At 60.8% G+C, this 26314-nt stretch carries 26 protein-coding genes and 1 tRNA gene; 8 read left to right on the forward strand and 19 right to left on the reverse strand.

Features of this window, described 5'->3' with window-relative positions; all coding sequences use genetic code 11:
* Window positions 1–2 precede the first annotated feature (2 nt).
* From FR699_RS12830 to FR699_RS12845, 4 genes are all read right to left on the reverse strand, one after another.
* On the reverse strand, window positions 3–809 hold the full coding sequence (locus FR699_RS12830; RefSeq protein ID WP_154552417.1) for a ZIP family metal transporter: 807 nt from the start codon (window positions 807–809) through the stop codon (window positions 3–5).
* Window positions 810–931: 122 nt separating this feature from the next.
* Window positions 932–1489, reverse strand: coding sequence for an RNA 2',3'-cyclic phosphodiesterase (thpR, locus tag FR699_RS12835; RefSeq protein WP_158855651.1), 558 nt, complete (start codon window positions 1487–1489; stop codon window positions 932–934).
* Between the two features lie 72 nt (window positions 1490–1561).
* The gene (locus tag FR699_RS12840; protein ID WP_154552414.1) at window positions 1562–1990 is read right to left on the reverse strand and encodes a DUF86 domain-containing protein; all 429 of its coding nucleotides are present in this window, start codon (window positions 1988–1990) and stop codon (window positions 1562–1564) included.
* Window positions 1991–2431, reverse strand: a complete 441-nt coding sequence (locus FR699_RS12845; RefSeq protein WP_158855652.1) for a nucleotidyltransferase family protein — start codon at window positions 2429–2431, stop codon at window positions 1991–1993. It lies immediately after the preceding gene.
* An 85-nt stretch (window positions 2432–2516) separates the two neighbouring features.
* On the opposite strand from FR699_RS12845, the gene FR699_RS12850 reads away from it, so the two are divergent.
* Together FR699_RS12850 and FR699_RS12855 are read left to right on the forward strand one after the other, a co-directional pair.
* Complete coding sequence (locus FR699_RS12850; protein WP_158855653.1) at window positions 2517–3269, forward strand: tetratricopeptide repeat protein; 753 nt, start codon at window positions 2517–2519, stop codon at window positions 3267–3269.
* 25 nt (window positions 3270–3294) lie between these two features.
* The gene (locus FR699_RS12855) at window positions 3295–3585 is read left to right on the forward strand and encodes a DUF424 domain-containing protein (protein ID WP_195837652.1); all 291 of its coding nucleotides are present in this window, start codon (window positions 3295–3297) and stop codon (window positions 3583–3585) included.
* Window positions 3586–4033: 448 nt separating this feature from the next.
* Here the strand turns inward: FR699_RS12855 and FR699_RS12860 are convergent.
* Window positions 4034–4106 (reverse strand) — tRNA-Pro (locus FR699_RS12860).
* 124 nt (window positions 4107–4230) lie between these two features.
* Between FR699_RS12860 and FR699_RS12865 the strand changes: the two genes are divergently transcribed.
* The gene (locus FR699_RS12865) at window positions 4231–4509 is read left to right on the forward strand and encodes an amphi-Trp domain-containing protein (RefSeq protein ID WP_154552410.1); all 279 of its coding nucleotides are present in this window, start codon (window positions 4231–4233) and stop codon (window positions 4507–4509) included.
* Window positions 4510–4523: 14 nt separating this feature from the next.
* Here the strand turns inward: FR699_RS12865 and trmY are convergent, their stop codons facing one another.
* The gene (trmY, locus tag FR699_RS12870) at window positions 4524–5120 is read right to left on the reverse strand and encodes a tRNA (pseudouridine(54)-N(1))-methyltransferase TrmY (RefSeq protein ID WP_158855654.1); all 597 of its coding nucleotides are present in this window, start codon (window positions 5118–5120) and stop codon (window positions 4524–4526) included.
* 84 nt (window positions 5121–5204) lie between these two features.
* A complete protein-coding gene (locus tag FR699_RS12875; protein WP_158855655.1) occupies window positions 5205–5849 on the reverse strand; it encodes a class I SAM-dependent methyltransferase in 645 nt (214 codons plus the stop codon).
* Window positions 5850–6023: 174 nt separating this feature from the next.
* On the opposite strand from FR699_RS12875, the gene FR699_RS12880 reads away from it, so the two are divergent.
* The gene (locus FR699_RS12880) at window positions 6024–7580 is read left to right on the forward strand and encodes an alkaline phosphatase family protein (protein WP_158855656.1); all 1557 of its coding nucleotides are present in this window, start codon (window positions 6024–6026) and stop codon (window positions 7578–7580) included.
* A 32-nt stretch (window positions 7581–7612) separates the two neighbouring features.
* Here FR699_RS12880 and FR699_RS12885 read toward each other — a convergent pair whose 3' ends face one another.
* The gene (locus FR699_RS12885; RefSeq protein ID WP_158855657.1) at window positions 7613–8137 is read right to left on the reverse strand and encodes a metal-dependent hydrolase; all 525 of its coding nucleotides are present in this window, start codon (window positions 8135–8137) and stop codon (window positions 7613–7615) included.
* Window positions 8138–8228: 91 nt separating this feature from the next.
* Between FR699_RS12885 and FR699_RS12890 the strand changes: the two genes are divergently transcribed.
* Window positions 8229–11261: a LamG-like jellyroll fold domain-containing protein gene (locus tag FR699_RS12890; RefSeq protein WP_158855658.1), complete on the forward strand. Its 3033-nt coding sequence runs from the start codon at window positions 8229–8231 to the stop codon at window positions 11259–11261.
* A 28-nt stretch (window positions 11262–11289) separates the two neighbouring features.
* Here the strand turns inward: FR699_RS12890 and FR699_RS12895 are convergent, their stop codons facing one another.
* The 5 genes from FR699_RS12895 to FR699_RS12915 are packed head-to-tail and all read right to left on the reverse strand — an operon-like array spanning window position 11290 to window position 17192.
* On the reverse strand, window positions 11290–12585 hold the full coding sequence (locus FR699_RS12895; protein ID WP_158855659.1) for a glycosyltransferase family 4 protein: 1296 nt from the start codon (window positions 12583–12585) through the stop codon (window positions 11290–11292).
* A gap of 10 nt (window positions 12586–12595) precedes the next feature.
* Window positions 12596–13612 (reverse strand): NAD-dependent epimerase/dehydratase family protein, encoded by a 1017-nt coding sequence (locus tag FR699_RS12900; RefSeq protein ID WP_158855660.1) that lies wholly within the window; start codon window positions 13610–13612, stop codon window positions 12596–12598.
* Complete coding sequence (locus FR699_RS12905) at window positions 13612–14625, reverse strand: NAD-dependent epimerase/dehydratase family protein (protein WP_158855661.1); 1014 nt, start codon at window positions 14623–14625, stop codon at window positions 13612–13614. Before FR699_RS12905 ends, FR699_RS12900 begins: the two co-directional genes overlap by 1 nt.
* Window positions 14626–14676: 51 nt before the next feature.
* Entirely contained in the window at window positions 14677–16002 is a 1326-nt protein-coding gene (locus FR699_RS12910; RefSeq protein ID WP_158855662.1) for a sulfatase, read from the reverse strand.
* Between the two features lie 23 nt (window positions 16003–16025).
* The gene (locus tag FR699_RS12915) at window positions 16026–17192 is read right to left on the reverse strand and encodes a glycosyltransferase family 4 protein (RefSeq protein WP_158855663.1); all 1167 of its coding nucleotides are present in this window, start codon (window positions 17190–17192) and stop codon (window positions 16026–16028) included.
* A 225-nt stretch (window positions 17193–17417) separates the two neighbouring features.
* Here FR699_RS12915 and FR699_RS12920 point away from each other — a divergent pair, with 225 nt between their 5' ends.
* Together FR699_RS12920 and FR699_RS12925 are read left to right on the forward strand one after the other, a co-directional pair.
* Window positions 17418–18311: a decaprenyl-phosphate phosphoribosyltransferase gene (locus tag FR699_RS12920; RefSeq protein ID WP_158855664.1), complete on the forward strand. Its 894-nt coding sequence runs from the start codon at window positions 17418–17420 to the stop codon at window positions 18309–18311.
* Window positions 18308–18949, forward strand: coding sequence for a PHP domain-containing protein (locus FR699_RS12925; protein ID WP_158855665.1), 642 nt, complete (start codon window positions 18308–18310; stop codon window positions 18947–18949). The genes FR699_RS12920 and FR699_RS12925 overlap by 4 nt, the downstream gene beginning before the upstream one ends.
* Here the strand turns inward: FR699_RS12925 and FR699_RS12930 are convergent.
* From FR699_RS12930 to FR699_RS12950, 5 genes are all read right to left on the reverse strand, one after another.
* The gene (locus FR699_RS12930) at window positions 18942–19913 is read right to left on the reverse strand and encodes a lysylphosphatidylglycerol synthase transmembrane domain-containing protein (RefSeq protein WP_158855666.1); all 972 of its coding nucleotides are present in this window, start codon (window positions 19911–19913) and stop codon (window positions 18942–18944) included. The two genes, FR699_RS12925 and FR699_RS12930, sit on opposite strands and share 8 nt — an antisense overlap.
* Complete coding sequence (locus FR699_RS12935) at window positions 19910–21217, reverse strand: sulfatase (protein WP_158855667.1); 1308 nt, start codon at window positions 21215–21217, stop codon at window positions 19910–19912. The genes FR699_RS12930 and FR699_RS12935 overlap by 4 nt, the downstream gene beginning before the upstream one ends.
* Window positions 21218–21222: 5 nt before the next feature.
* Entirely contained in the window at window positions 21223–21441 is a 219-nt protein-coding gene (locus FR699_RS12940) for a hypothetical protein (protein WP_158855668.1), read from the reverse strand.
* A gap of 81 nt (window positions 21442–21522) precedes the next feature.
* The gene (locus FR699_RS12945; RefSeq protein WP_158855669.1) at window positions 21523–21660 is read right to left on the reverse strand and encodes a hypothetical protein; all 138 of its coding nucleotides are present in this window, start codon (window positions 21658–21660) and stop codon (window positions 21523–21525) included.
* Complete coding sequence (locus tag FR699_RS12950) at window positions 21657–23684, reverse strand: glycosyltransferase family 39 protein (protein WP_158855670.1); 2028 nt, start codon at window positions 23682–23684, stop codon at window positions 21657–21659. Before FR699_RS12950 ends, FR699_RS12945 begins: the two co-directional genes overlap by 4 nt.
* A gap of 25 nt (window positions 23685–23709) precedes the next feature.
* On the opposite strand from FR699_RS12950, the gene FR699_RS13495 reads away from it, so the two are divergent.
* On the forward strand, window positions 23710–24042 hold the full coding sequence (locus FR699_RS13495; RefSeq protein ID WP_158855671.1) for an alkaline phosphatase family protein: 333 nt from the start codon (window positions 23710–23712) through the stop codon (window positions 24040–24042).
* A gap of 180 nt (window positions 24043–24222) precedes the next feature.
* Here the strand turns inward: FR699_RS13495 and FR699_RS12960 are convergent, their stop codons facing one another.
* Entirely contained in the window at window positions 24223–26250 is a 2028-nt protein-coding gene (locus FR699_RS12960) for a hypothetical protein (protein WP_158855672.1), read from the reverse strand.
* Window positions 26251–26314: the final 64 nt, after the last annotated feature.

Here is a 26314-nt window from a genome sequence, read left to right on the forward strand (position 1 = left end):
GATCACACCACCGCCAGCGGCACCATCAACGCGATTCCGGCGGCCAGCCCTTCGACCAGTTCGCGATAGCCACCGCCGGGCAGCGACGCGCCGGTTTCTAAGGCTTCCGGGATGAACTCCGTCGCCACCAGATAGATCATCGCGCCGGCCGCAAAGCCAAAGCCATACGGCAAGAAGTCCTGTGCGAGGCGGACGAACGCGAACGCGAGGACAGCCCCGATGGGCTGTGGTAAACTGGAGAAGACGGCCCACCAGACCATGCGCCACTCGGAGATCCCCATCGAGCGCAACGGGATCGAAATGGCCACGCCTTCGGGGATGTTGTGGATCGAGATCGCGATCGTCATGAAGATCGCCAGAATCGGGACCGTCGCGCCGAACAGAAGCGGTCCCTGGGCCCCGTCGAGACCGAGTTCGGCGAAGGAGACACCGACGGCGACACCCTCCGGGAAACTGTGGACCGTCAGAATGCCCAGGATGAGCACGAGCTTCTTGAAATCGGCTTCTGCGTACTCTTTGGGGTCGAAGTCGGTATCGTCGAGCACTCGATGCGCGACGATGACGAGGAGGACACCCGCCAGCATGCCGACGGCCACTTCGATCAGTGTCCCTCCCGCGGATAACCCTTCCATGATCAGCCCGAACAGCGACGCCGCGAGCATGATTCCCGAGGCCAGCCCCCACAATCCGACGTACCACCGATCGCTGATGTCATCAACCAGGAAAAACGGGATCGCGCCCAACCCCGTTGCTAACGCGGTGATCAATCCCGCGACGAAAACCAGCGTGAGATTAGCCAGCAGTGCCATCGGCTGTTCGTTGGGTCGTGGACCACTTAATAATTATCACTTTCCATACCAATTTTGGCCAGGCTAAGTACTTTACCCAGCCTAAGTCGGCGGTGCGTACCACTTAGCGCCCCGAGTTCATATCAGAGTTCAAATGATTCGATGGTCGCATACGCTGGACCGTCGTCGGTCAGAACACTCTCGGTCACCCGAATGTCTTGGACTTGGAGGGTACCGACCGTCGGATCCTTCTCCTGGAGCACGTTCTGAACGAGTTCTTTCCCGCCCGCGTGATTCAGGCGGGCCAGCGTGACGTGTGGGGTGAAGTCGTGCTCTTCGGGATCGAACCCCATCTCGACTGTACGTTCCTCGATTGCCTCGTGCAGTCGGGTGAGTTGCTCGCCCCCTTCGCGGACACCCAGCCAGACGACCCTGATGTAATCCGTGCTCGGGAACGCGCCCAGGCCGCCGAGCTCGGTCTCGAATGGCTCGACGCCGCTCTCATCGACCGCGGCCGCGAGTTCGTCGGTGAGTTCGGGCACTTGGTCGGGATCGGTGTCGCCGAGGAATTTCAGTGTGACGTGGGTCTGGTGTGGGTCGACGACGTTCAGGCCCGACACAGCCTCGAAGTGTTCTTGGACTGGGGCGACCGCCTCGCCGAGGCCGTCGAGGTCGACGCTGACGAACAGTCGCTTGCTCATACGTCCTTCTCTAGTGCTGTCTTTTTCAGCGTTACACCAGATTTGTTTGTGTCAATCATCATGCCCGAACTGTTACGATTCCTGCTTGCGAAACCACTGGGCAACTTCCTGTTGAAACTGTTCGAACCAGTGCAGGTCTTCATGAAGTACCTCGTACACTGTTTCGTGATCTACGTCCCCATACCGATGGGCGAGTACATTTCGGAACCCGACGGCTTCTTCGAGTCGTTCTTGCGTCTCGGCGGAGATGATGCCTTCTTTGCCGAGAGCTTCGATCTCTTCTTTCGATGTCCGCGCCGCCGTCAGATCCTCGGCGGCACGAATATGCTGGGCAAGGTCGATGCACGACTGAATCAGATTCATGAACGTCCGCTCGACCGCCCGCTGAATCACGATATCCGAGACGTACTGGTCCTTCGACAGCCCACGCATCTCTTCGAGGTCGTGCGCAAATTCGTTGACCTGTTCCAACTTGGTCACGACTACTTCCTCGTCGACCATCTATAACTCTCCTTTCGCCAGACGATCGATGAATTCTCGACGTTCCTGCTCTCGTCGCTCAGCAGACGTCTCGTACTCGGATTCGACCCGCTTGCGGTACGCGTCAATCTCCTGTTCATCACCGACGAGTCGAATTCCATCCCGGAGTGCCGCACGTGCAACGGGTACTGGTAGCGCTTCGATATCACTCACGTCGACGAATCGCTCGGCATACGTCTGTAGTTCGGCGTCGAGTCGATTTCGATGCCGAAAGCGTTCTTTTGGCGTCATCTCGTCCGGAAACTGGAGTGCTACGTCGACATCGGAAGATTCGTGAGCCGTGTCGCTTACGAGCGAGCCGAACAGGACCGCAAAGAGAACGTCCGAATTCCGCAGATATCGGCGGATTCCCTCCACATCCACAGCATCGTCGACCAGGTCCGCCACACGGTCGTCCGTCATAGTTTATATTACGGCCCGGTGTACAAAATGATTCGGCCGCTGCGCGGACGTAGCCCTTAACCATTCGACTCGCGTAGACTGTTTCATGACTGATGACTCCGAAGACCATCGTTTCTCCGAGGGCCAAGGCTTTTCCGACCCCTACGAGGGGTTCGATCTGGAACCGCCTGAACTCGCCGTCGATCCGGATGCGGTCGATCCCGTCGACTCGCGGGTAGTCGGGGATCTACTGGACGAACATGCGATCCCTGACGAGGAAGTCGACGCCGAGAGTTTACTCGACGTGGGCCTAGAGTACACGCGCATCCAGCGCTTCGAGGAGGCCACCGAGGCACTCGAACGGGCCGCTCGCTTTGCCGACGACGACGCGATCACCCAGGAGGCCTGGGTGAACAAGGGTGTCGCCCACGCCGAACTCGAGGAGTACGACGCGTCGATCGGTGCCTACCGGGAAGCGTTGAACATCGACGCCGAGTCCGAACACGCCGCGACCGCGGAGACGAACCTCGCCTACGCACTCTGGGAATCCGGCCAGTCCGAGCAGGCCTTAGAACACGCCGAACGGGCCGTCGAGATCGACCCCCGCTTCGCCCAAGCCTGGTACAATCGCGGCTTTTTCCTGCTGGAACGCGGGCTCGCCGAGGACGCCATCGATGCCTTCGACAATGCCGTCAGACTCGGCTTCCGGAGCGCGGACCTGCTGGAACAGAAGGCCCGTGCCCACGAACAGGTCGGTGAGGACGAACGCGCCGAAGAACTCGTCGAGGAGGCCGACGAGTTGCGCCAGGAAACCGAAGAAGAGATGATCGATCAACGCCAGCAGGAGCTGCGCGAGTAGCATGAGTGAGAACGCGAGTGACGGTCTGTTAGTCTCCGAACGCGAGACTGAAGACGGACTGCTCGTCGCCGTCTGTGACGCCGATATTCTCGGCGAGACGTTCACCGAGGGCGATCTCTCTCTTTCGGTCACCGAGGACTTCTACGGCGGCGACGTCGCCGACGCCGAGCGCGTCGCCGCGAGTCTCGCGAAGTGTGACACGGCCAACCTCGTCGGCGAGACAGCCGTCTCGATTGCCCTCGAGCAGGGCTTTGTCGACGAAGCCAACGTGCTGGATATCGACGGCACGCGTCACGCGCAGTTAGTCTGGATGTAGATTCGGTCCAAGCCCGTCTCGCTTCCTTGATTGACGCTTCGGGTGACTCTGTGTCGAGATTGACGACCATTCCATGCCCCCGTGGGTCTGGTCGTCGCCACGAACCGCGATATAGGCGCCGCTCTCCGGGACTTCGCTCGTCCCAGAGCAGGTGAAACAGCTATGGCCTGTTCGTCTGGCCGGTCGAGTCGGTCCTGATTGTTTCTTGGTGTCGTCTTGGGCTACGAGAGCACTTGCCCGGCGCGAATCCGCTTGCTCTTCCATTTCGCACTCACGACGGCCCGTTCGCTGTCGCTCACGGTCGCGACGTGGGGTGAAAAGTGGGCCGGCGCGAATGTCGAACTGAGCAAGACGGTCGCGCTCACCTCGTTCGCGCGCTGCGACTTGCTGGCTCGAATTCTTTCGGCAGCATGTACTGCCCGCTCACGAGTTTGTTTGCGGGCAGAAATGGGCCGGCGCGAATTCGAATCGCGGTTACGGCCACCCGAAGGCCGAAGGATACCAAGCTACCCCACCGGCCCGCAGTCGAACTCTTGCCGGCGTTTGCCTTTAACTCTTGCGAGACACGTCCAGTCGGGCGAATTTGTCGGCGCGCGGATTGTTAGTGCTGAAACACTTATCCCCTTCTCGCGCCTCTGTTCACCTATGCCAGAAGAAGTGCTCTTCGAGACGGAACGTTCGCTGTCCCGTGACGAAATTGCCTCGTATCTCCGGACTGTCGCCGACAATCTCGACGGTGGCGACCCGATTTCGCTGTCGGCCGGCGACCAGTCGGTCACCATGGACCCGCCGGCACGGCCGACGTTCGAAGTCAAGGCCGAACGCGAGGGGCCGGCTGATGGCCACGGTGAACTCAGCGTCGAATTCGAACTGGAGTGGGACGAAAACGCCAGCGATGACGGTGGCGATCTCCGGATCGAGTAACGGCCGTCGATCGGTCAGAAGGTTTCGAATCCGTCCGTGTCGAGATAGTTCTGGGCGACAGTGATCGCGTGATCGGCGTGGACCGCGGTCGGCCCCAGCCGAATTCGCCTCGCGTTCAACTCTTCGAGTAGGCCCTGTTCGGCGTCGGTGAAGTCCTGGTGATCCGAGAGTACGAACACCGGATCGGCCGGAACGCCCCCGTCGATTATCGGCGTCCCGTCCTCGTGGAGTTGCAGGAGTTGTCCCTCCGCGGCAGCGTCACGCAGGGCGGCCTCGACACCGCGTCGCGAAAGATAGATCCCGGGCGACGTCTCGACTGCCTGGTGGCCGATCGCCTCGTCGCGGCGTTCTAGGGTACTCCGGATCCGGGCGGCCGTGCTGCGCTCGTCGGGGTTGAGGCCCTGTAGCTCGCGCCCCTCCAACCGGAGCGTGAATTCATCGCCCAACACCAGGCGAACGCGAACGTCTTCGCGAATGCCGTGCGATCGAAAGAAGGCGGCGTTCAGACACCGACAGAGCACGTCGAGGCGGCCCGCCGAGCCCGGCAAGTCGTCGAGCGAGAATTCGGGCGTCGTCGGGGCCTCGTGGCCGAGTACGACGAACTGGCGCATAGACGGTTCTCGGACGCGAGTGTGTTTTAGCGCGTCGACTTGGTTCCACTGAGACGACAGTGACTCGGTTCGCGCCCAGAACAGTTACGTACGCACTTCCAGCGTCCCGCGAATGAACGGCTGTACGGGCGGCACTCCCATCTCCAGGGTCGTCAGTTCCCGGACGTCGAAACGATCGTGGCCACGCAACGTGGCCTCGGTGTCCCGGTTTAGGTGGCAGCCGGCCGCCGCGCGCTTCCAGACCGGATTGACGGCAGTCTGGAGGTGTCCGGTCCAGCCGTCGGCGGCGACGTGTTCGAGGAGCCGCAACTCGCCACCCGGCTTGAGGACGCGGGCGACCTCATCGAGTGCCGCTTGCACGTCGGGGATCGTACAGAGCACGAGCGAGGCGACGACGGTGCTAATCGAATCGTCGTCGTCGGGCAGCGATCCCGCGGGATCCGGTCGGATATCGATCGCCAGATCGAGGTCCTTGGCCCGCGACTCGGCCCGCTGTCGCATGTGTGGATCTGGTTCGATCGCGTGGCAGTCGAGACTCGATTCGTCGGTTGCGGCGGCCGCGAAATAGGGGAACATCGCGCCGGTCCCGGCCCCGAGATCCAGGACTGAGCCGTCCAGCCCACGCGCGAGGTACTCGCGGTGGTCACCGAGCAGCCGCTCGTCGAAGGGCGCGGTCAGCGGATCGTAGACGGCGGCCACGAGCCGGTGGCCTGTATCGTCGTCAGTCATCGTCTTTTCACCTGTGTCCCGCTGTTCATCTACCTTTCTTAGGGGATCGATCCGGTTGTGGGTTGGGTTCGGGGTAATTGGAACGGAGTCACAGCGGGCAGCCCTCTCCAGGGGGCGACCACCTCAAACCGGGAACAGAATACCTTTAGTGGCCATTGGCTCAGTACAACCTAGATGAAACCGACCGTCGTCGTCGGCCTCGACGGGGCCAACTGGCCACTGTTAGAGCCCTGGATCGAGGCGGGCCACTTGCCGACCATCGAACGCCTCCGCGAGGAGGGGGCCTCGGGGGTCTCCCGCAGCCACCTCCCGCCGGTCACCTGCCCGAACTGGAAGTGCTACGCCTCGGGGAAGAACCCGGGCAAACTCGGCGTCTACTGGTGGGAACGCATCGACACCGAGGATCGCTCGATGCACCTGCCCGACTCGACTGACTTCCGGAGTCCGGAACTGTGGGACTACCTCAACGACGCCGGCCACCGGACGGGCGTGGTCAACCTCCCGATGTCCTACCCCCCGCGGGCGATCGACGGCCCAATGGTCGCCGGCGGGCCGCGCTCGGGCGAGGACGACTACACCGAACCGCCCGAGTTGCAGGCCGAACTGGAAGATCGCTTCGACTACCGCGTCCACCCCGCGAACGTGCTGACGTCAAACGAGGACGCCGACCGCGAGGTCGAGATGGTCCACGACCTGCTTCGGACCCGCCTGCGAACGGCCCGAACGTTACTGGAGGAAGACGAGCTGGACTTTCTGCACGTCACGCTCTTTCACCTGAACGTCCTCCAGCACTACTTCTGGGACGGACCCGAAACACGCGAGGCCTGGGAGATCGTCGACGAGGAACTGCGCCACTTCCTCGAGGGTGAGTACAACCTCGTGTTGATGTCCGATCACGGTTGTACGGAGATCGACACGGTGTTTTACGTCAACCGGTGGCTCGAAGAGCAGGGCTACCTCTCGACGACCGCGAGTCTGGCCTCCCGGCTGCACGACCTGGGCTTCACCCAGGAGCGAATCGCCGGGATCGTCCGCTCGTTGGGCCTCGAACAATACATTCGGCCGCTGGTGCCCCGGCGGATCATCGAGCGCTTCCCCAGCGACGAGGGCGTCCAGCGCGAGGCCAAGTTATCTGCAGTCGATTGGGAGGAGACGACGGCGATCGGCAGCGGGCAGGGATTGGTCTACGTCAATGCCGACGACGAGGCCGAACGCGAGTCGATCCTGCAGGATCTCCAGGCTGACCTCGCCGACGCGACGAGCACGACGGGCGAGCCGATCGCCAGAGAGATCTACCGGCCCGAGGAGATATATTCCGGGCCGTACGTCGATCTCGCGCCGGACCTGGTGTTCGACCAGCGGCCGGGCGTCCACACGAGCGGGGCCATCGGCGGGGACAGCGTGGTGACTGAACCCGACGACTGGCGCGCCGAGAACGTGCCCGCCGGAATGGTCCTGTTCCACGGCGAGGACGTTGCTACGAATGATCTGGGGACGATCCGGATTTCCGATATCGCGCCGACCGTGTTGCACTGGCTGGACCAGGCCGTGCCGGCTGATATGGACGGCCAGCCCGTTCTCTCGGCGTTCGAGGCGGACAGTGACGTGGCAATGCGGGAAGTACGGACGCGTGAACCGATTCCCGAACGTGGTTCGGCGGGCGGTGACGGGCGTGAGGACCTGGACGAGGATGTCGAGGAACGCTTGGAAGATATCGGCTATCTGGCGTAGCTGTTGGCGTAGCGGTTGCGGGCAACGAGCTATTATCTGCCGTCGAAGACACGCAATCCAGGATTGCCATCGACGGTCCAGACGACGATTGCGACGACGACCAGCGCCAATTGGCCGGTAAACCACGGTGTCAGGTCGATACCCATCAAGTGGGCGAGAAAGCTCTGGGTTGTAGGATAGTCGATGGGCGGTATCAGCGGCCAACCGAGAAAGCCAACGTGGTGTATCTGACCGACTGTCAGCGGATAGACTATATCTCCTAATAGATGAGTGACGTGTCCAGTTCCGAGTGCGACGATCGCCGTCCGATAGCGGCCGCTCGAGCGATAGGCCGCGACGAGCAGCAACGGGACGAGGATGAGGAGTGAGTGACCGAACGATCGGCCACTCGGTAGCACCTGGAGCGTCCAGGCCAGTGGTTTATCAATCAGATCCGGCAGTTGCGTTCCGACGACCAGCCAGATCGTCGCGAGGTCACCGGGCGGATGGTCGGTCAGCACGCGTTCGAACGCCGTGTATAGCAGGTATCCAGCAGCCAGGTGTCCCCAGGGCCACATCACGAGTCGAAACGCGAGTGGGACGGGTAACCCTTGTGACTCGCCCGACTGGCTCCGAGCGTTTAATACACTTCTCGCTGGTGGGTCGGATATGGCTGACGTCCGGGAGGCGACCGACTCCCTTCTCGAAGAGAAACCCTATCTCGCGGATTCGTTCCGCGAGTTAGTGGAACTTGACGAGAAGGAGCCGTGGTCGTTTGACGATACGTCCCTTGATTCTGGGGATTTCGGTGAGATCGTTTCCAGGGGTATTGTCACGGAAGGCGATAACGGCTACCGGCTTGCCGATCGGGATGCAGTACTGGCGGTACTCGATGGGACGGAACCCCCCGAAAGTACTGACGAAAGCCAGCTCGGAGGCTGGTCGTTTCCCTTTCAAGCCCCATCCGTAGACCGTCGAACGGCGGCAGTTCTCTGTGGCGCACTCCTCGTGGTGGCTTTCGCCCGAATTGGTCTTGCATACGGGAGTGTATTCCGCAACGGCGACGTCGTCCTCGCTGGCAACGACCCCTACGGGTACCTGTACTGGGTCGAGGAACTGCTCCGTACGAGCAGTGCGTTCGATTTCGGGGCGTTTTCGGAACTGCCGACGAGCGGATACGCACGGGACACACTGACAGTCGTCGTGCTGTGGTGGGCGAGTGCGCTGGTCGGCGGGGCTCCCGACGTCGCCGGTCGAATTCTCGCCTGGTATCCGCCACTCGTTGGCGTCGGGTCTGCGTTTCTCGTCTATCTGTTGAGTGTTCGACTCACCGCGGATCGCCGGATCGGCATCGCGTCTGTCCTCCTTCTCGCTATCACGCCTACACACGCGTTCCGAACCATGCTCGGCTTTGCCGACCACCACGCGTTCGACTATCTTTGGCTCAGCCTGACAGCCTACGGTCTCGTGGTGCTCGCGACTCAGCGTAGCCGTCGCGGGGCGGATAGTCGTCTGTTCCGGACGATGAATTGGGACGGCGTCGCCGCCGTTGGAGTGGGGATCACGGGCAACACGCTCGCTTGGCGAGGTGGCCCGTTGCTGATCTTTCCGGTCGTCGTCGTCCTCCTCACGCTGGCCGTTCTTGACGCTTGTGAGGAGCGAAGTCCTCTCGTTTCCAGCGGTCCAATGCTCGCCGCTGTCGGAGCGGGTGGCCTGCTCACGGTGATCCCACATCTCCTCTTCGGGTGGGCACCGTTCTATCGAGCTGTGTCTCCGCTACTCCTGTTTGCCGGCGGTCTCGGCGTCGCCCTATTCGGCAGTCTCGCGCTCGAGGCCGGTTTGTCGGCGCGCTCGACGGCTGCCCTCGAAGTGAGCGCAGGATTGGTCGGTGCAGCGAGCGCGTTCGTCTTCGTGCCCGCGATCGGTGACGCTGTGAACTCAGCATACGGGTATTTCGTCCGGACGGGACAAAGCGGCATCGCGGAAACCTACTCTATCTTTAGTGGGGAGATCGGGAGTATCGTTGGCCCGATTCTGCTGTTCGGGCTCGTGCTTTTGCTCGCGCTCCCCTACATGGCCTGGTTCAGCTGGCGGGCCTGGCGTGGTGATCGCCCCGACTGGCTGGTCGTTTCCGTCTACGCCTGGTACTTCTTCGTTCTCTCGATCGTCCAGATTCGGTTTGCTGGACAACTGGCGTTGTTTACGGCGGTCTTTGCAGGCGTCGGGTTCGTCCACCTGGCGAACGTCGTCGACCTCGCTGCACCCGTGTCGTCGTTCTCGGTCGACGATCGACAGCGGATGTCGGACGACGAGCGCACTCGATCGTTGGCTCTCCCTGATCGACGGACTGTTTTCCTGCTCGGTGCTCTCTTCTTGCTCGTCGGCAGTCTTGGATTCGTCCAAACGCCCGTCAAGCAGAGCCAGTTAATGGTCGACGGCGAAACGTATCGAACGGCCACTTGGACCGACACGTACGCTGAGGAGCAGGGGCTAGCGTATCCGGAGAACTACGTCTTCAGCGACTGGGGACGGAACCGCGTGTACAACTACTTCGTCAACGGGGAGTCCGAATCGTATCGCTATGCCCAGGACAACTTCGAGGATTTCCTGACGTCGAGTGAACCAGAGGAGTGGTCCGAACGTCTACGAGACGATGGGCGGAATGGATTTGTCGTCGTCGACGCGAGGGATAATGGTTCGATCGCCCGGACTTCGACGCACACACGACTCTCTGAGTACTGGGGGAGTCGTGATGGGGATGTCCCCGGTGTCTCACACTATCGCGGTGTGTACGCCGACGGGGATCGAAAAGTGTTCGAGGTCGTCCCCGGGGCGACGTTGATCGGCGTCGCCCACTCGAACGCGACGCGTCCCGTTTCGACGTCTGTCTCGGTCCCAGGCGATTCGTTCACCTACGAGCGTCGTGTGGAAGGAAGTGCCGGCGACGCGTTCGCCGTGACCGTCCCGTACGCCGGCGACTACGCGATCGGTGACGGGCAGGCGTCGGTCCCGGAGGGAGCAGTTACAGATGGCAGGTACGTCGTGGACGAACGGCTGAAGGTAGACGGTGATCGGGGCGAGGTTACGCGCTGGACCTTCGACGAACGACTGGACGAGCACGTCGTCGACCGAGTGGGTGACGCACACGCCCAGGTCCGGGGCGATCCGGACTTCGAGCCCGGCGTCGATGGGGCGGCGATCGCATTCGACGGCGAGGACGACGATCTTGTCGTGCCGGACTCCCGGGCACCAGCGATCGGGAACGGTTCGTTCTCACTGGCGTTCTGGATCAAGGGGAACCTGAGTGCGTCGTCCGAGCGGTATCCGACAGTCTTGAACACGATTCAGGACAGTGGACTCGGGATCTGGGCCCGGACCCAGACGGGTGATTTCGGGGTCCGGATGGTGGGTACTGACGGGGCTGTCGTCCGCAATTTCGGAATCAAAACCACGCAGTTCGACCAGTGGACACACGTCGGGCTGGTATTGGACCGTGAGCGCGACGAGTTGCGCCTCTACCGGAACGGCACGCTCGTTCAAACGACCAACACGGACGCGCTCAACCGGATTTCGGGTAGATCGCTTACTTTTGGAAGTAAGAGCGGATCACAGCATGCCCCGATATCGCTGGATACAGTCCGTGTGTATGAGCGACCGCTAACTGGGTCGACGCTTGCTGATCTAGCGAGCGAAGACGCCTGATACTCTCGCCTAACGAATTCCTGTACGTTCAGGCCGATTCAGTCGACGTCACTGCGGTCGTTCGTGTGACGTCGGGTGCTACCGCGCCGTCGGTCAACAGTCGGTAGTACCGATCGATCGACTGAGTCTTCGTAAAGTACGACTCGAAGGCAGCTCTTGCGTTCGCCCCCTGTTGTCGTCTGTGCTCTGGATTCGACCGCCAGGTATCGATGGCCTCGACGAAACCATCGACATCCCCCTGTTCGACGTGGATTCCGGCATCGAACGCGTCGATGATGCGCGCCTCGTCGTCTTCCGGCTGGACAATACCTAACACGGGCATTCCGGCTGCCATCGCCGTGTATAATTTGCTCGAGACACAGATCCCTTCGAATCCTTCTCGGACAGTCACAACGGAGACGTCCCCCGACGTCAACGACTCCGGGAGTACGTCACGAGGCTGGTAGGGGAGAAACTCGACAGTCTCTCCCCGGGTGCCGTTGGCTTCAGCTCTGTCGACGATCGACGCTTTGTTGTCTCCTTCCCCGATGATGAGAACCGTCACGTCGTCATCGTTGAACCGCGCGGCCCCATCGACGACGGTTTCCAGATCGTGGAACTCACCGATATTACCGGAGTACAAAACGGTGAACGAGTCTACGAGGTCGTGTTCCTCACTGAACGTATTTTCAGACTTCTCCTTTGGTTCGATGAAGTCAGCGTCGGCCCAGTTGTGAATGATGGTGACGGTGTCTTTGTCGAACATCGGACCTGCCTGGGCGGCGATTCGTGCTTCCATTCGTGGGCCGAGGGCAACGACGTTCGTCGCTGCCAGAAGTGCGCGGCCATTCAACGCTGCCCAACTTCGATGTATCAGTCCATCCTCAGATAGGTAACCGAGCTCGACTGGTTGATCCGGATAGAGGTCATAGACGATGTACGTATAGTCCCAACCCCGGATCCGACAGACGATCCACATCGCGATCGGCAACATCGGCGGATTCGATACGAACAGGACTTCTCGATCACCGTCCGATCGGCTGACCAGCAGTACGAGAAACATCCAGATCGTGAACACGCCCCAGTTGAACAGACGGCGTGGGAGTGACGACTGGCGTAATTGCGGTGCTCGGATCCGATTGACAGAGACTCCCTGATGGGTAGATTTGCGCGGCTGTCGCTCGTTTGGGCCGCCCCGGTAGTTCGGCTGGCCTGTGTAGACGGTCATATCGAGTCCCCGGTCCTTGAGGCCGACCGCTAGATCAGTCATCAGCTGACCGGTCGATGCCGTGTCCGGGTGGAAATACTCGGTGACGAGGACGTATTCCGTCTGATCGTCCGTCATCGAGATGGAGTCAGCGTTCGTACAGGAGCGTCTCGAGGTTTTCCCGGACCTCCTCCTCGTCGCGGTTTTCGACGTACCACTCGACAGTGTTGGCGATCCCCTCTTCGACGGTGTACTCGGGTTCCCACCCGAGCAACTCCTCGGCGCGTGTCGTGTCGGCCGCGCGATGCCTGACACCGACGGGTTTGTCCGTCAGGTAGTCGATATCGCCGGGCTCCCAGTCGAAGGCCGCAAAGACCGCTTTGGCGGCCTCGTTGATCGTCACGTAGCGGCTAATGCCGGCGTTGATCGGCGTCGCATCGGTAACGTTCTCGGCTGCCAGGCGGAGTGCACTCGTGATGTCCTTGACGTACGTGAAGTTGCGCGTTTGCTCGCCGTCCCCCCAGATTTCGTAAGGATCCTGCTGGGCGAGGGCCTTCGCCATCAGGGCAATGATCGCGTGGGTCTCGTTTTCCCGTGGTCCATAGGCGGTGAAGATGCGGACGATGCTGGCGTCAATGTCGTACTGCTCCTCGTAGGCCATCAGCGAGCGCTCGCCCATGAGTTTCGCCCAGCCGTAGACCTCGTCGGCGTAGGCGCCGCCGCGCTCCTCGAAACTGACCATGTCCTCGGCCAATCGCTTTCGTTCCTGCTGGATGTCCGTCGGATAGGTGCAGGCACTGGAGGCAAAGCAGATGCGTTCGACTCCGTTCTGGGCCGCGGTCTCGTAGACCATCGTGTCCAGGGCCATGTTCGTCGCGCAGTTGGCCGGGTAGCTAGAGATGTATCCGCGGCCGCCGTGGTCGGCCGCGAGGTGAAACACGGTGTCGATGCCCGCCGATGCCTCCTCGGCGACCTCCCAGCGCCGGAGGTCTCCCTCCAAGATCTCGATGTCGTCTTCGACCGCCGAGAGGAACTCCCGTTTCCCGCTCGAGAAGTCGTCGGCGACGCGGACGTCTGCTCCTTCGGCTACCAACTCTTCGACGAGGTGTGACCCGATGAACGATGCGCCACCGGTCACCAGGACGGACTCTCCGTTCCAGTTCATCAGTTTGCCCTCCCGGCCGGATCGCGCTTAGTCCCTTCGAGTTCGCGCTCGGCCCACGCGTAGACTGTCTCAAGCCCCTCCTCGAGGGGTGTCGCCGGTTCCCAGTCGAGTTCCCGGCTCATCTTTGTCATGTCACAGGCGTACTTGTCGGTGCCGGTCGGCTTCGAGAGGTCGTGCTCGATTCCGATGTCTTTGCCGCTGATTTCGATGATCTGCTCGGCCAATTCGTTCATCGTGACGACCTCCTCTCCGTTGCCCAGGTTGATCGGCTCGCCGTCCGTCTTGCGTTCCATCGCCCGGATCATCCCTTCGACGAGGTCGGTGACGTAGATGAACCCCCGCTCCTGGGTGCCGTCGCCGAACAGCTCGATCGAGTCCCCGTCTTCAGCCTCGATGACCTTCCGACACAACGAGGGGATGACGTGACTCGACGCCGGATCGAGACTTTCGCGTGTCCCGTAACAGTTGAAGATACGTACTGCGCCGGTGTCGACGTCGGTGTCGGTGTGGTAGGCGTCACAGGCCACCTCGCCGAGGATCTTCGCCCAGCCGTAGGTGCTGTGGGGATCGGCGGGGACTGCCTGGTCCTCGCTGAACCTGTTGAGGTCGTCGTGTTCCTGCCGATAGATACAGGCGCTGGAGGCGAACATGAACCGATCGACGTCGTTGGTCGTTGCGGCCTCAAGCATCTGCTGGTTCATCAGAACCGACGGGGTAAGTCCGCCCACGTTCTCCCGCTGGATGTAGTGGATGCCGCCGACAGAGGCCGCCAGGTGGAAGACGTAATCCATCCCTTCGGTCGCTTCAATACACCCGCGGGGCGTCGTGAGATCGAGCGGTTGCAGGTCGATCTCGTCCTCGACGGTCGCCAGGTTCGCCGGGTCGCCGCGCTCGAAGTTGTCGGCCACGCGGACGTTTGCGCCGCGTTCGACGAGCTCCTCGGTGAGGTGTGACCCGATGAAGCCGGCGCCGCCGGTCACCAGGACATCTGTGTCTGTCCAGTCGATTGGCATACGTCGGGTGACGACCAGCGCGCGTTAATAGCTTGTGTGACGCACCCGTCGCTACAGATACCCCAGATCTTCGAGTCGCGATTCGACGTCGCCCTCCACCTCTTCGGCGAGTTGCGTGGCCTCGACGTCGAGTACGTCCAGCCGATTGCGAACGATGCGCCTGACGCGGGCTGGTCCCTCCCCTTCGGCGTCGGCGGCTACGTGCTCGAACCCCTCACGGAGATCGAACAGCCGGTGTTCGTCGCGGATCTCGTCGGCTTCGTAGAGCCACGCCGCCGAGCGAGCCCCCACGATCACCTCGTCCTCGACGGCGTGTTCGGCGAGGACGTATTCCCGCGGATCGCCGACGCCCGGCCGGCGCCCCTCGTAGGCGCTGGGGATGTCGATTTCGAGCGCGTCGTGAATCATCGGCGGGACGTCGAGCAGGCTCACCAGGTCATCAGTGGCATCTTCGAGGTGGTCGGGTCCGTTGGTGACCCACAATGGCACCCGGAGGAGTTCGTCGTACAGTCGTTCCGGCTTGCCGTACTGTCCGTGATCGCCGAACAATTCGCCGTGATCCGAGGTGACGACCACGAGCGTCTCATCGAGGCGCCCGTCGTCTCGAAGGCGCTCGATCAGCCGGTCGGTCTGGTCGACGGTATAGTCGATCGCCGCGTGATAGAGGGCTTCGAGATCGGCTAGTTGGGCTGTTGTCAGCGCGCCAGGGTCGCTGACCAGGGCACTGTAGGACTCGGCGACGTCGGCCTGCTCGATGTCCGCGACGCCGTGGTCGGCCCGGTACTCCCGGGGCGGGAAGCAGGGATGGTGGACGTCCATGTAGTGTGCCCAGCAGAAGAACGGCTCGGAGGCACCGGCAAGCCATTCGACAGCATCGTCGGTGACGACTTCTGCGCTGACGTACGGTCGTGGTTTCCCGGCGACCAGTTGATAGGTCCACTTGATCGCGTCCGTCAGGTGGAGGATGTCGTCGATGGCTCCAAGTCGGCCATCGAGTTCGATCCCCCGGGGGAAGAGTTTCGTCGCGACACCCATCAGCGGATGCTGGTAGTCCTCGAAGATGTCGAACCCACGGTCGTAGTTGAAGTGTTTGGAGAGGAACGGATTGCATTGGAAGCCACCCGTGGCGAATCCGGCGTCCTGCAGGTGTTCGGCGAGCATCGGTCGCCCCTCGGTGAGCGGGCCGAGGCCTCCGTGGGAGAGAGGGAGAGTTCCCGTTAGGATGCCCGGGAACGAGGGTGACGTACCCGGACCGGTGGCGAAAGCCTTCTCGAACCTGAGTGGATCGGAGAGGGACAACCGCTCTAGTGGGTCTACAGTGTCATAGCGCAGGGAATCGATGGTTATCAGGAGGACGTTGCGGGGGCAATCTGTCATTACTTTGGGCGTCGGCACCCCTCCTAATCAACGTGTTCACCTCTCTCGACCAGCCCCGCGAGCAGTTCCCGGTATGGTTTGAGGGTCTGCCCCCAGGCGAACTCCGTCTCGGCGAGTTCACGGCCGTTCCGGGCGAGGTCTTTCCCGGCTGACGGCTCGGACAGGAGTCTGTCCGTGGCGGCGACGAGTTCCGAATCCGTCTCGCGAATGATCGCGTGCTTGCCGTCGACGAGCGGCAACCCCTCGGCCCCGACCGTCGTCGTCACGACGGGCGTCCCGGCGGCGAGATATTCGAGGATCTTCAGCTTAGTTCCCGATCCCGCACGCAGCGGCACGAGAGCGAGGTCGGCGCGGGCGATATGTGCTGGGAGGTCATCGATCAGCCCTGTCACTTGGACTCCGTCTATGTCAAGCTCGGGGGGATTTGGACCCACTAGGACCAGCGTCGCTTCCGGGTGTATCCTCCTGATCTCGGGGAGAAGTGACTCGACGAGGCGCTCGACGGCGTCGCCGTTCTGGGCGTTCCCGAGGTTGCCGTGATAGACGATGACCGGCCCGTCGGTGTCGTAGGTGACCGCCCGGTCGGCCGCCGCGGGAGCGTACCGGTTGACGTCGACGCCGTTGGGGGCGACGCGGATCGGCGTCCGCACGTCGCGGTCGAGGGTCCGCCTGTCCGCCTCCGAGACGGTGACGACGGTGTCGACGCTGTTGGCGACGGTCGTCTCGAAGGGCTTCAGGAGACCGGCACCCCCGATGTCGAGGCGCTCGGCGAGTGTGTACTCGACGTTGTGCTCGCTCAGGACGACTGGCGCGTCCAATCCGCGGGCGGCCGCGAGGGCGACCGGCGCCAGGTACGGCATCTCGACCACGACTGCGTCGGGATCGGCCTCGCGGAGTTTCGATCGCAGCGTCGGGTAGAGCCACGGATGGGTCTTGTAGAGGCCTCTGAGTGCGGAGTAGGAGGGAACGACGCTGTCGAGGGTCGAGAGGAGCGGGTTCTGGATGCCGACCCGCTCGAACCGACAGGTCTCGGGGGTGCGTCCGTCGGTGGATCGCTGGCTCGGCTCGTCCGGGTAGTAGAGGGTCACGTCGTGGTCGGCGCCGAGCGTCTCCCCGAGTTGATAGATGCGCTCCATCAGGCCGGAGTAGATCGGGATCGGATCCCGGGGGGCGAGCAGTGCGATCTGCATGCGTGGGGGATCTAGCTCCTTTTTCCGGGGCACGGGAATAAATGGGTCGTCTTGCTGGCTTCGGAGGAACGTCCTTGCGGACCCACACCAGTCGTGTGGGATGGTGAAACGACGGATGTCAGATAGATCAAATTAAGTTCCTACGAAAGGTTATGCTGCCGAACGAAATTCGAGGGCTCTGACGCAAGTCATTTGTGTATCTCTATCGCACATCAGGTATACGACATGGCGACTCGACCGCTGTTGATGCAGGCGCGGGCGACGGCTCTGGGTCTCCTTCAGGAACTCCGTCCGAAACAGTGGTACAAACAGTCGCTGCTGTTCGTCGGTATCGTCTTTTCAGGTAACCTCTTTCACCCCGGCCATTTTCGCGAAGTCGCAGTCGCCGTCGTCGCATTCTGTGCAGCTGCCGGCGCCGTCTACATATTCAACGATATCGTTGACCGTGAAGCCGATCGCAATCACCCCACGAAACGCCATCGCCCGATTGCGAGCAGGCAGGTGTCCGTTCCCGCTGCGAGTGCTTTCGGTCTGACGCTGGTGGGGACAGGGGTGTGGCTCAGTATGGCCCTCGATTATGCGTTTTTCGTCATCATTGCGCTGTATCTATCTCAGAACGTCGTCTATTCCCTGTTCCTGAAGCGTGTACCCCTCCTTGATGTCGTTGTCGTGGCCACCGGATTCTTGTTACGGGCGATCGGCGGGGTGGTCGTCATTCAAGCGACGATTAGTCCGTGGCTCGTTCTCTGTACGTTTCTGCTGGCGTTGCTGATGGCGCTGGGGAAGCGCCATCACGAACTCGCTACGGTCGATCAGACCTCCCGAGATGTTCTTGAAACCTATTCACGGCCCCTGTTGGAGCGTGTGATGACTGCTGTCGGTATCGCCTTGCTCACTAGTTACGGACTCTATTCGGTCCTCGGGCGAACACCCATGTTGGTCGTGTCTCTCCCGTTCGTATGTCTGGGAGTCATCCGGTTTTTCAGACTGATGTCGCTCAGGGGGCGAGCACCGCTGCCGCCATCACTACTCAAAGACGCTCGATTCTTCGTATACGTGACTGGCTGGGTGATCAGTATCGTCGCGGTGATTTACTTTGTCCAGGGTGGTTCCGGATGAAGAAGTTCGACCTACAAGTGCATACGAACGCTTCCCCATGCTCGAGCGCCACCCCTTCCGAGATAGCAACAGCGGCCGAAAAACGGGGACTCGACGGCATCGCCATCACGGACCACGACACGATGGCAAACGTCGAGGCAGTCCGAGACGCCGCCGGGACTGATCTGCGCGTCGTTGCCGGCGTTGAAGTCAGTACCAGTCAAGGACATATCCTCGCTCTCAGTGTCGATAGTGTTCCGTCGCGCGGAGAGCCACCGGCGGTCATCGATGCGATTCACGATCAGCACGGCGTGGCCGTCCTGTCACATCCGTTCGACTCCTTCAGGGAGTCGTTGGGGGAATCGTATCGGTCTGTCCAAGCCTCCATAGACGGCATCGAGACTATCAATTCACGTTGCATCCGATCGGCGTTCAACCGACAGGCCCGACATGTGGCTGCGTCGTTGTCCCTCTCTCGGACCGGGGGAAGTGACGCCCACTTCCCGTTCGAGGTGGGGCGGGCCTATACACTGGTCGAAGACGATCCGGTACGTGACATTCGTGCTGGCAATACCAGGGTAGCCGGACGAGGCAGGTACCTGTCCGGCCACGTGGTTACGAAACTTCTCGATCTACAGCGTTTTCTCGGACTCAGGTGAGGGGATCTCCCCGGAGAATGTCGGCATCTCTCGCATGCAACACCGTGTATATCACAGCGCCGACGATGACGACGCTGGCTATCGTTATGGCACGGTCCAGTAACAGCAACGCGGCTCCGCTCTCTCGGGTGACGCCGAACGCGAGAAGGGCAACCCCTCCACCCACCTCTACGGCACCGATCCCGGCGGGCGTATACGGCAGCCCGGTCAGAAACGAGATCAGTAGTGCCACGAATATCACCTCGACGTGGCTGATGCCGATGTCGAGTGCCACCGAGAGGAGATAGATCCGGCCGACGTTGCCACCCCAGATCACCACTGAAAGCAACCCCACCGAGCCGAGAACGTAACTGCTCTCGATGGACCGGATTCCCAACAGAAAGTTTTCGAGGTCGTTCCGGACGCGTCCCGGCAGCCATCTCACCGGTATCCGCAACAGCACCACCACGGCGACGACAGTAACTGTGAGGACGACGCCGGCGACAACACCGACGTTCGTCGCCTCCTGGAACGGGTTTATCAACACTACCATCGATAGGAGGAGGCCGCCGCTGAGGAGGATGACGTCGAGTATTCGCTCGACTGCGGTCGTTCCGAGGACGCTCGCCCGCGAGACGTCGTACCGGATCCCGACGACGTGACTCTTGTAGATATCTCCTGCTTTTGCGGGGAGAATCGTATTGAAAAAGAGACTCAACATCACCACGAGGTTACCGACGACGTGGGGCAACTCCAGATCGACCTCTCGTAACAGCACTATCCACCGGTACGTTCGTAACGGCACTGTCACGTAATACGTTACGAGTGCCGCCCCGAACAGGACAGGATTCCCGTGAGAGAGCGTCGTCACGAGTTCGCCGAGATCGATCGAGGTGAACAGCACGAACACCAACAACGCGACCAGCACGAGGGTGAGCCCGTACTTGAAGACGAGACCCGAACGCCCCCCGGACCACGCGGTCATAGTTGCTGCTCGGATACCACGTCCGCACACGCCTTGACGATGTGCTGTCCTTCCTGAAGTCCACACGACTTCGCATCGGTGAGTTCCGACATGTATCGACGGAGTTGTTCGTCCGTGATGGGCGTCGATTCCCCGGCTTCGAGATCGTACACTGCTTCGCGGTCGTCGTCCCGAATGTATTTCGTCCGCCCACCACGGACCGCGATGGAATCTCCGTCGAACGTCCGCGAGACGACGAACTGGTCGGTTGCATCCGGATTCACCACCAAGCCCGTTTCCGACACGTCGAACAGGTCACAGAGAGATCGCAACGAGAACGGCCGTTCTACGCTTCCGGACGCATCCGTGTTTGCCACGACGAGCGGGACGTGAATGTTCTCCTCGTATAGGTACGAGTTGTACTCCTGGCTCCCGTGTTCGCCCAGGGCACCACCGTGGTGTTCGTAGGTCCCGTGTTCACCGAACGCCTCCCCGTGATCTCCCGTGATCGCGAGGATCGGATCCCCTTTCAGTTCCGTTCGCATTCGGTCGAGGAACGCGTCGACGTACCGGATCGAGTCGTCGTACGCGGTTACCAACGTTTCCGCGACGGGGTCGGAAAACGGTGGCTCGTAGTTCTGCCTCCGCAATTCCAGATTCGCACGCAGTGTCTGGAAGGTGCTCTTCGATCTGTACGACCGGGGAGGGAGATACGGATGGTGTGCGTCCATCAGAAAGACCCACAGGAAGTAGGGCTCTGGCGCCGTCTCCACCCACTCCAGAACGTCGTCCACGAAATGCTCCCACCGCTTGAACACTTCCTCTTTGGCTAGCCAGTTCAACAGGACACGTGCGGGCATTCCCACGGTACTGTCGGACAATCGTCCTTCGACTAGCCACTCGTAGAACTTTCCCCGCGATCCGTCGAGGAAGTCCTCGTAGTAGTCGAAGCCACTGTCGAATCCGAAGTACCTGGTCGTGAACGGGTTCGGCGTGAATCCCGCCGTCGCATACCCGTGCTCCGAGAACTGCTCTGCGAGAGTCCGATGCCGGTCCATGTGAGGTTTGATACGGCCGATGCGCTCGTCGATAGCCCCGCTCACCCCCTTCCGCTCGAACGGATAGTGTCCGGTGAAGATGGCCGGCATCGATTCGGACGTACTCGGTCCGGGGGCCACTGCGTTCCGGAACACCACCCCGTCCTCAGCCATGGCGTCGAGCGTCGGCGTCGTGTCGTCGTCGTACCCCATGAAGCCACAGTGGTCAGCACGGAGACTGTCGACGGTCACGAGGACGACGTTCCGTCTCGTATCTTTTTCGGCCATACTCGTCACTCGATGTACCCCAGGGATCGCAGGCGTGACCTGACTTCGGACTCGCGTTCGTCGATGGTTTCGCCTCCCGTTTCGGCTTCCGCTTCGACGATACCTAGTACCTCGCGGGTAAGGAACTCCACGTACTCGTCGACGGAATCGAAGTCCGTGTACTCCAGTCGATCCTCGATGCGTGACGCGAGATCCTCGGGTAGTTCGATTGTCGACGTTGGCATGTGAGTCCGGCCTCCCGATGGAAGACCTTCCTCCGTCGGGACACTACCCCTTTGCGGTTCGATTCGGCACGTCTCTCAGGTTCAGGCGAGCAACTGTAGCCAGTAGTCGACGGCGTGTCTAACGCGAACGAACCACCAGTTGCCCTGGAAATAGAGATACGTCATCAGGGCCACGAGAGCGAAGTACACGCGTTCCTGACGACCGGTATCTTCGCTCATGCTCTTACCTCGAAGATGTAATGGCCCTTTTCGAAATGTAGCTGTTCTATGCGAGACGTTTCCTGGACCCACTCCGACTCAATTTCCCCTTCGTGCAATACGAGGTACTCGATACTCTCACGTTCGAGGCGATCGAGAAACGCCTCCCTTGTCGGTTCGTCGCCGACATAGGTTATCCGATTGCGGAAGCCATGACCATAGAGGGTGTACGGCAACGCTCGATCGCCCAGGACGAAACCGACGTGGGTATCCGGAGGGACCTTCTCCGTATAATTATCCCAACTAACGGGACCGAGGCCCCTGATCTCCATCGCGGTCCGATCCTCACCCGGCGTCGATGTCGCATCCTGCATGTACACCCCGAAGGGACGATGGGGGGAACTCATCACCATCCCGAAACAGAGTACGACGATCAGCAGCACCGTGAACGCCTTTCGCCAGTCGACCACGATCGCATCTCGCGCGTACCCGATCACGATACCCACAAACCCCGCAAAAGCGATGTGGTAGCGTGCCTTCCATGGCTCGACCGTCGCGAAAACAGGGATCAGAAAGAGCGCAATGGCGAGTATCTTCAGTCGATCACGCTTTCGCAGTGATCTGTACGTGAAGAGTATCGCGGCTGGAATACCGAGGAGGGCCCACTGCGGACCGAATCCACCGATGACTGTATCGTAGAATTTTGTTTTCTCGAACCAGGAGAGATAAACCTTCTCGATGGTGGAACTCTGTCCGAAAGTGCCGTGCCAGTGGCTCACTTTGTTCCACGAATTGAGTACCTTCTCTTGAACCGTGTAGGGCCCGTCGAATATCGTCTGCCCGAGCACCTCGACTGGAACGGGATACACCGGATTCCCGTAGACGAGAAAGTTTCTGGCGTACCAGGCACCACCCAAGAGTAGTCCCACCAGGGCGAACACCACCGTTTGCTTCGCGAACGTCCGCTTGGTGACTGGTATTTCGTCGAGGGCGTATCCGAGGATGGCCATGAGGGTAATGAGGATCACGAAGAAGCCACCCGTGTACTTGATCCCAGCCAGAAGGCCCAGACACACACTCAACAGGAGGACCTCTTTCGTCTCCCCTGACTGCCAGTATCGAATGAAAAAGGCATAGCTGGCAATGACAAGCGAACCGAACATCAGATCGACGTACGCGATGTCCGCTTGCATCAACACGACCGGGGAGAGGAAAAATACGATACCCGCGAGAAAGGCGTTCTCACTGTCTATTCCGATCTCGGTCGCGATGACGTAGATCCCCAGTGCCCCGACGAGTACGAACGCAAGTTGTGTTCCGTCGACGATGATCCCGTCTCGCAGGAAGATCAGGTTCCACAGGAAATACATCTCGCCCGTGTTCGGATACCCGTTGGCGAATATCGAATAGCCGACCAGCGTGATAGTCCCTTCCTGAATGTACTCGATGACTGGTGGCAAGTGATAGGCCAATCCGTCCCAGGAGAGCGGCGGAAGAAAGTAAATGCGGGTGAGTAGCCACGAGGCTTCAATTCCACCGAGAACAGAGAGAACGATCGTCGCGTACGAGTTCGTAAGTGTGCTCCAGAGTGCCTGCCAGTCGCTGTTCAACCGTGATCGTACGTCTGCTCGCCGAACATCTCTCTCGAGTACTGCTATGGATATCGCGGCTAGTCCCACGGTCAAAACGAAGAGTGTACTCCGGTCGAGGAATCCGGCGAATCCGAGGCTTATCGTGAGTGCCGTAATCGTTGCCGAGGTCAACACACTGGTAGCGAGCCAGAAAGCTACCCGTGAATCGAACCCGAGTTCCCTCGCCAGCGTCCCGCCGACGACTCCTGTGCTGGCGGTGGCAACGACGAGAGACAACACTCCGACGACCCCGACCATGTAGCCATGCCTTTCGTGACTAACTGCATAAACGGACCGATCAAGAGGGATCCCGGGAGAACATCTATACCCTGTGGAGCTGTGACTTTCGCCGAACCAAGTTGAGATCGAGAGTCCTTTGGTTAGCCGCTCGCTTCGAAAGGGATAAACTGACACTTGTCCCCGATGCAAAGGAACGGACATGGATCTCGCTGTCGTCGGCGTCGACGGACTCGATCCGGGACTGATCCGGGAGTGGCGTGCGGAACTCCCGACGCTCTCCCGTCTCATCTCCGAGGGAGGATTCGGCGAGATGCAGTCGTCGTACCCGCCGCTGACCTGTCTTGCGTGGTCGACACTCGTCACCGGGAAACAGGGCGGTAAGCACGGCGTGTTCGGGTTCACGAAGCCTGACCGGAGGACCCGACGCGGCGGACGCCGGTCAACTACGACGACGTGGCTGCGGAGTCGATCTGGGAAGCCCTGGACGCCGAGGGCCTGTCAGTCGGCGCCGAGCGTCTCCCCGAGCTGGTAGATGCGCTCCATCAGGCCGGAGTAGATCTGGATCGAATTCTGCAAGTCGAGCAGTGTGATCTGCATGCGTGGGGGATATAGCTCCCCTTTCCGGGGCACTATTGCAATCGAAGCCGAACGACTCCAAATGACGACTTACCTTCGTACTCCGAAGCGGTCAAGGAACGACTGTGGGATTCGCTTATTCTGGGTGGGTATTCCGGGTTGTGTCGGACCAGTGCACGACCGTCTCACCGTTGGTATAGACGAGAGACGCATCATTCGGATCGTAATCCACGGTTTCGCCGCCCACTGGGGCTTTCGTTTCAACTCCCGGTGGATAGTATGCGACAGACGGATCGAACATGACTGTAATTTTAGAGTTCTTGAAGGCCTCGCGCTGAAAGACGGTCAAACCCCGGTGGAACACGACTCTCCCGCGATAGTTTGAGACGCGCGCACGCTGGAATGTGTGCCCATCAGTCCCCATTACTGGATCCGACGAGCGTGCGAGATAAGCGAAACTCTTCGAAGTCCCATAGATCGACGATTCCGGCGCTACATACTCCAGGGTCCAGTCGGCTGCCCGCATGTCCTCGTTGGTCAAGTACTGCCGATCGTGTCTGTCCGAGCCGACGAGGTCGGAGGCCGTCGGGGAATAGAAGCCCGCCGCGACACTGGCGAACACGACACAGAACAGGAACACACCAACGGCAGCGGCTTTCCACGTCGATCCTTTGGAAGCGTGCCGAACTGCGACGATGACGCCACCGCCGACCAGCACGGCCACGAATGGAGCAGCCATCACGTCCCACCGTGGCAACTCGGCCAGGCCACGCAAGGGATACCACAGCGGGTTCGGGAAGTAGAAGGCTGCCGCGACGAAGCCACCCAACAGCAGCGGGGCGAACTGCCGAATGCGCTCACGGAAATACCCGATCAACCCGAAGGCGGCGAGCGGGAGCGTCAACGCGAGGAAGAGATAGTCGGCCAGAAACGGGATCGAAGCGAGGATGGCGTCCCATGGTTCCTTGATCACACGGACATAGATCTCCTGTGTCATGATATTGATTGACTCTGATGATCCTGTTCCCCCGACATCTGGTGCGCTACTTGTCGTGTTTGTCGTGTTTGTCGCGTTTTTGATGTCTGCTTGCGGGCTGAACTTGACGATCCAATTGATCGGGACACGGTACCATCCCGTCAGTACTGTCCATTTGATCGACAACGCGCCACCCAACACTGCGAGTAACTCGTTCGGACGCCAGCCGGCCTCAAAGGAGCGATAGGCGTTGTACGCCAGTGGCAGCCCTAGAATCGTGATCGCCATCACGACGCTGAAGTGGTGGGTGCTCACCCACGCTACGATCAGAGGGATGCCCGCAACGGCGAGACGGCGATCGACGAACAGGGAACTCAACGTCAGTGCCACCATGGTGTAGAGGACGAAACTCAGCGACTGGTAGTGGGCTTTCGTTCCCCACTCCAGGAACGCCGGCGTGAAGACGAGAATGACTGCTGCGACGGTCGCTACACGACGATCACTGCCCCACCGACGCACGAACGCGAACGTCGCTAGGGCGGCGGCGGGAAACGCTACGACGAACAGTACTCCGGATGCCGCTCGTGGAGCGATGTCCGTTATCTCGACGATGTTAGCCGCGAGTATGTGGTAAGTGAGGAATCCCTCGAGTCGTGTATCGAGGAACTGATGGGTGTATCCTGCGTTGGCGATCGCTTCGATCACCACCGTGTGCGTGACCGTATCGAACGTCGGTGCCAGAAAATCGACCGTGAATACCCGGGCCACGAGCATCGTCCCAGCCACAACGACCAAAAGAGTGAGCGTCGACGTGGACCGGTCGACATACACAGCGCGATAGAGCAGTACGACGCCGGTCATGGCGGCAATCGCGTAGGAGACTGGACTCCGCCCGACAATCGCGAACCCGGCAACTGTCAGAGCGGTCACGATCACGCCGACTCGCCAGTCGGAGAGCAACTTCGAACGATCGATCCCGCCACCCGCTCCCCCGGATCGATACCACCCGAGCAGGAGTGCGTCGAAGACGAGCAACGCAATGGCGGCATAGAGGAACAGGCCGACGAATCGGATGCGGCCGTTACGAATCGCGAGTATAGCACCGACTGGGGCGGCGGCGTGGGCGAGTATCAGCAACAGCCCGAACGCGAGTCGTCGCCAGCGTCTTCCGACGGGTCCAGTGACCATTCCCACCTCCCCGTACTCGGGTCAGGATACAAAACATGTCCGCTTACGTCACCTCTCCGGAACT

Source organism: Halorhabdus sp. CUG00001, assembly GCF_009797925.1.
GTDB lineage: Archaea > Halobacteriota > Halobacteria > Halobacteriales > Haloarculaceae > Halorhabdus.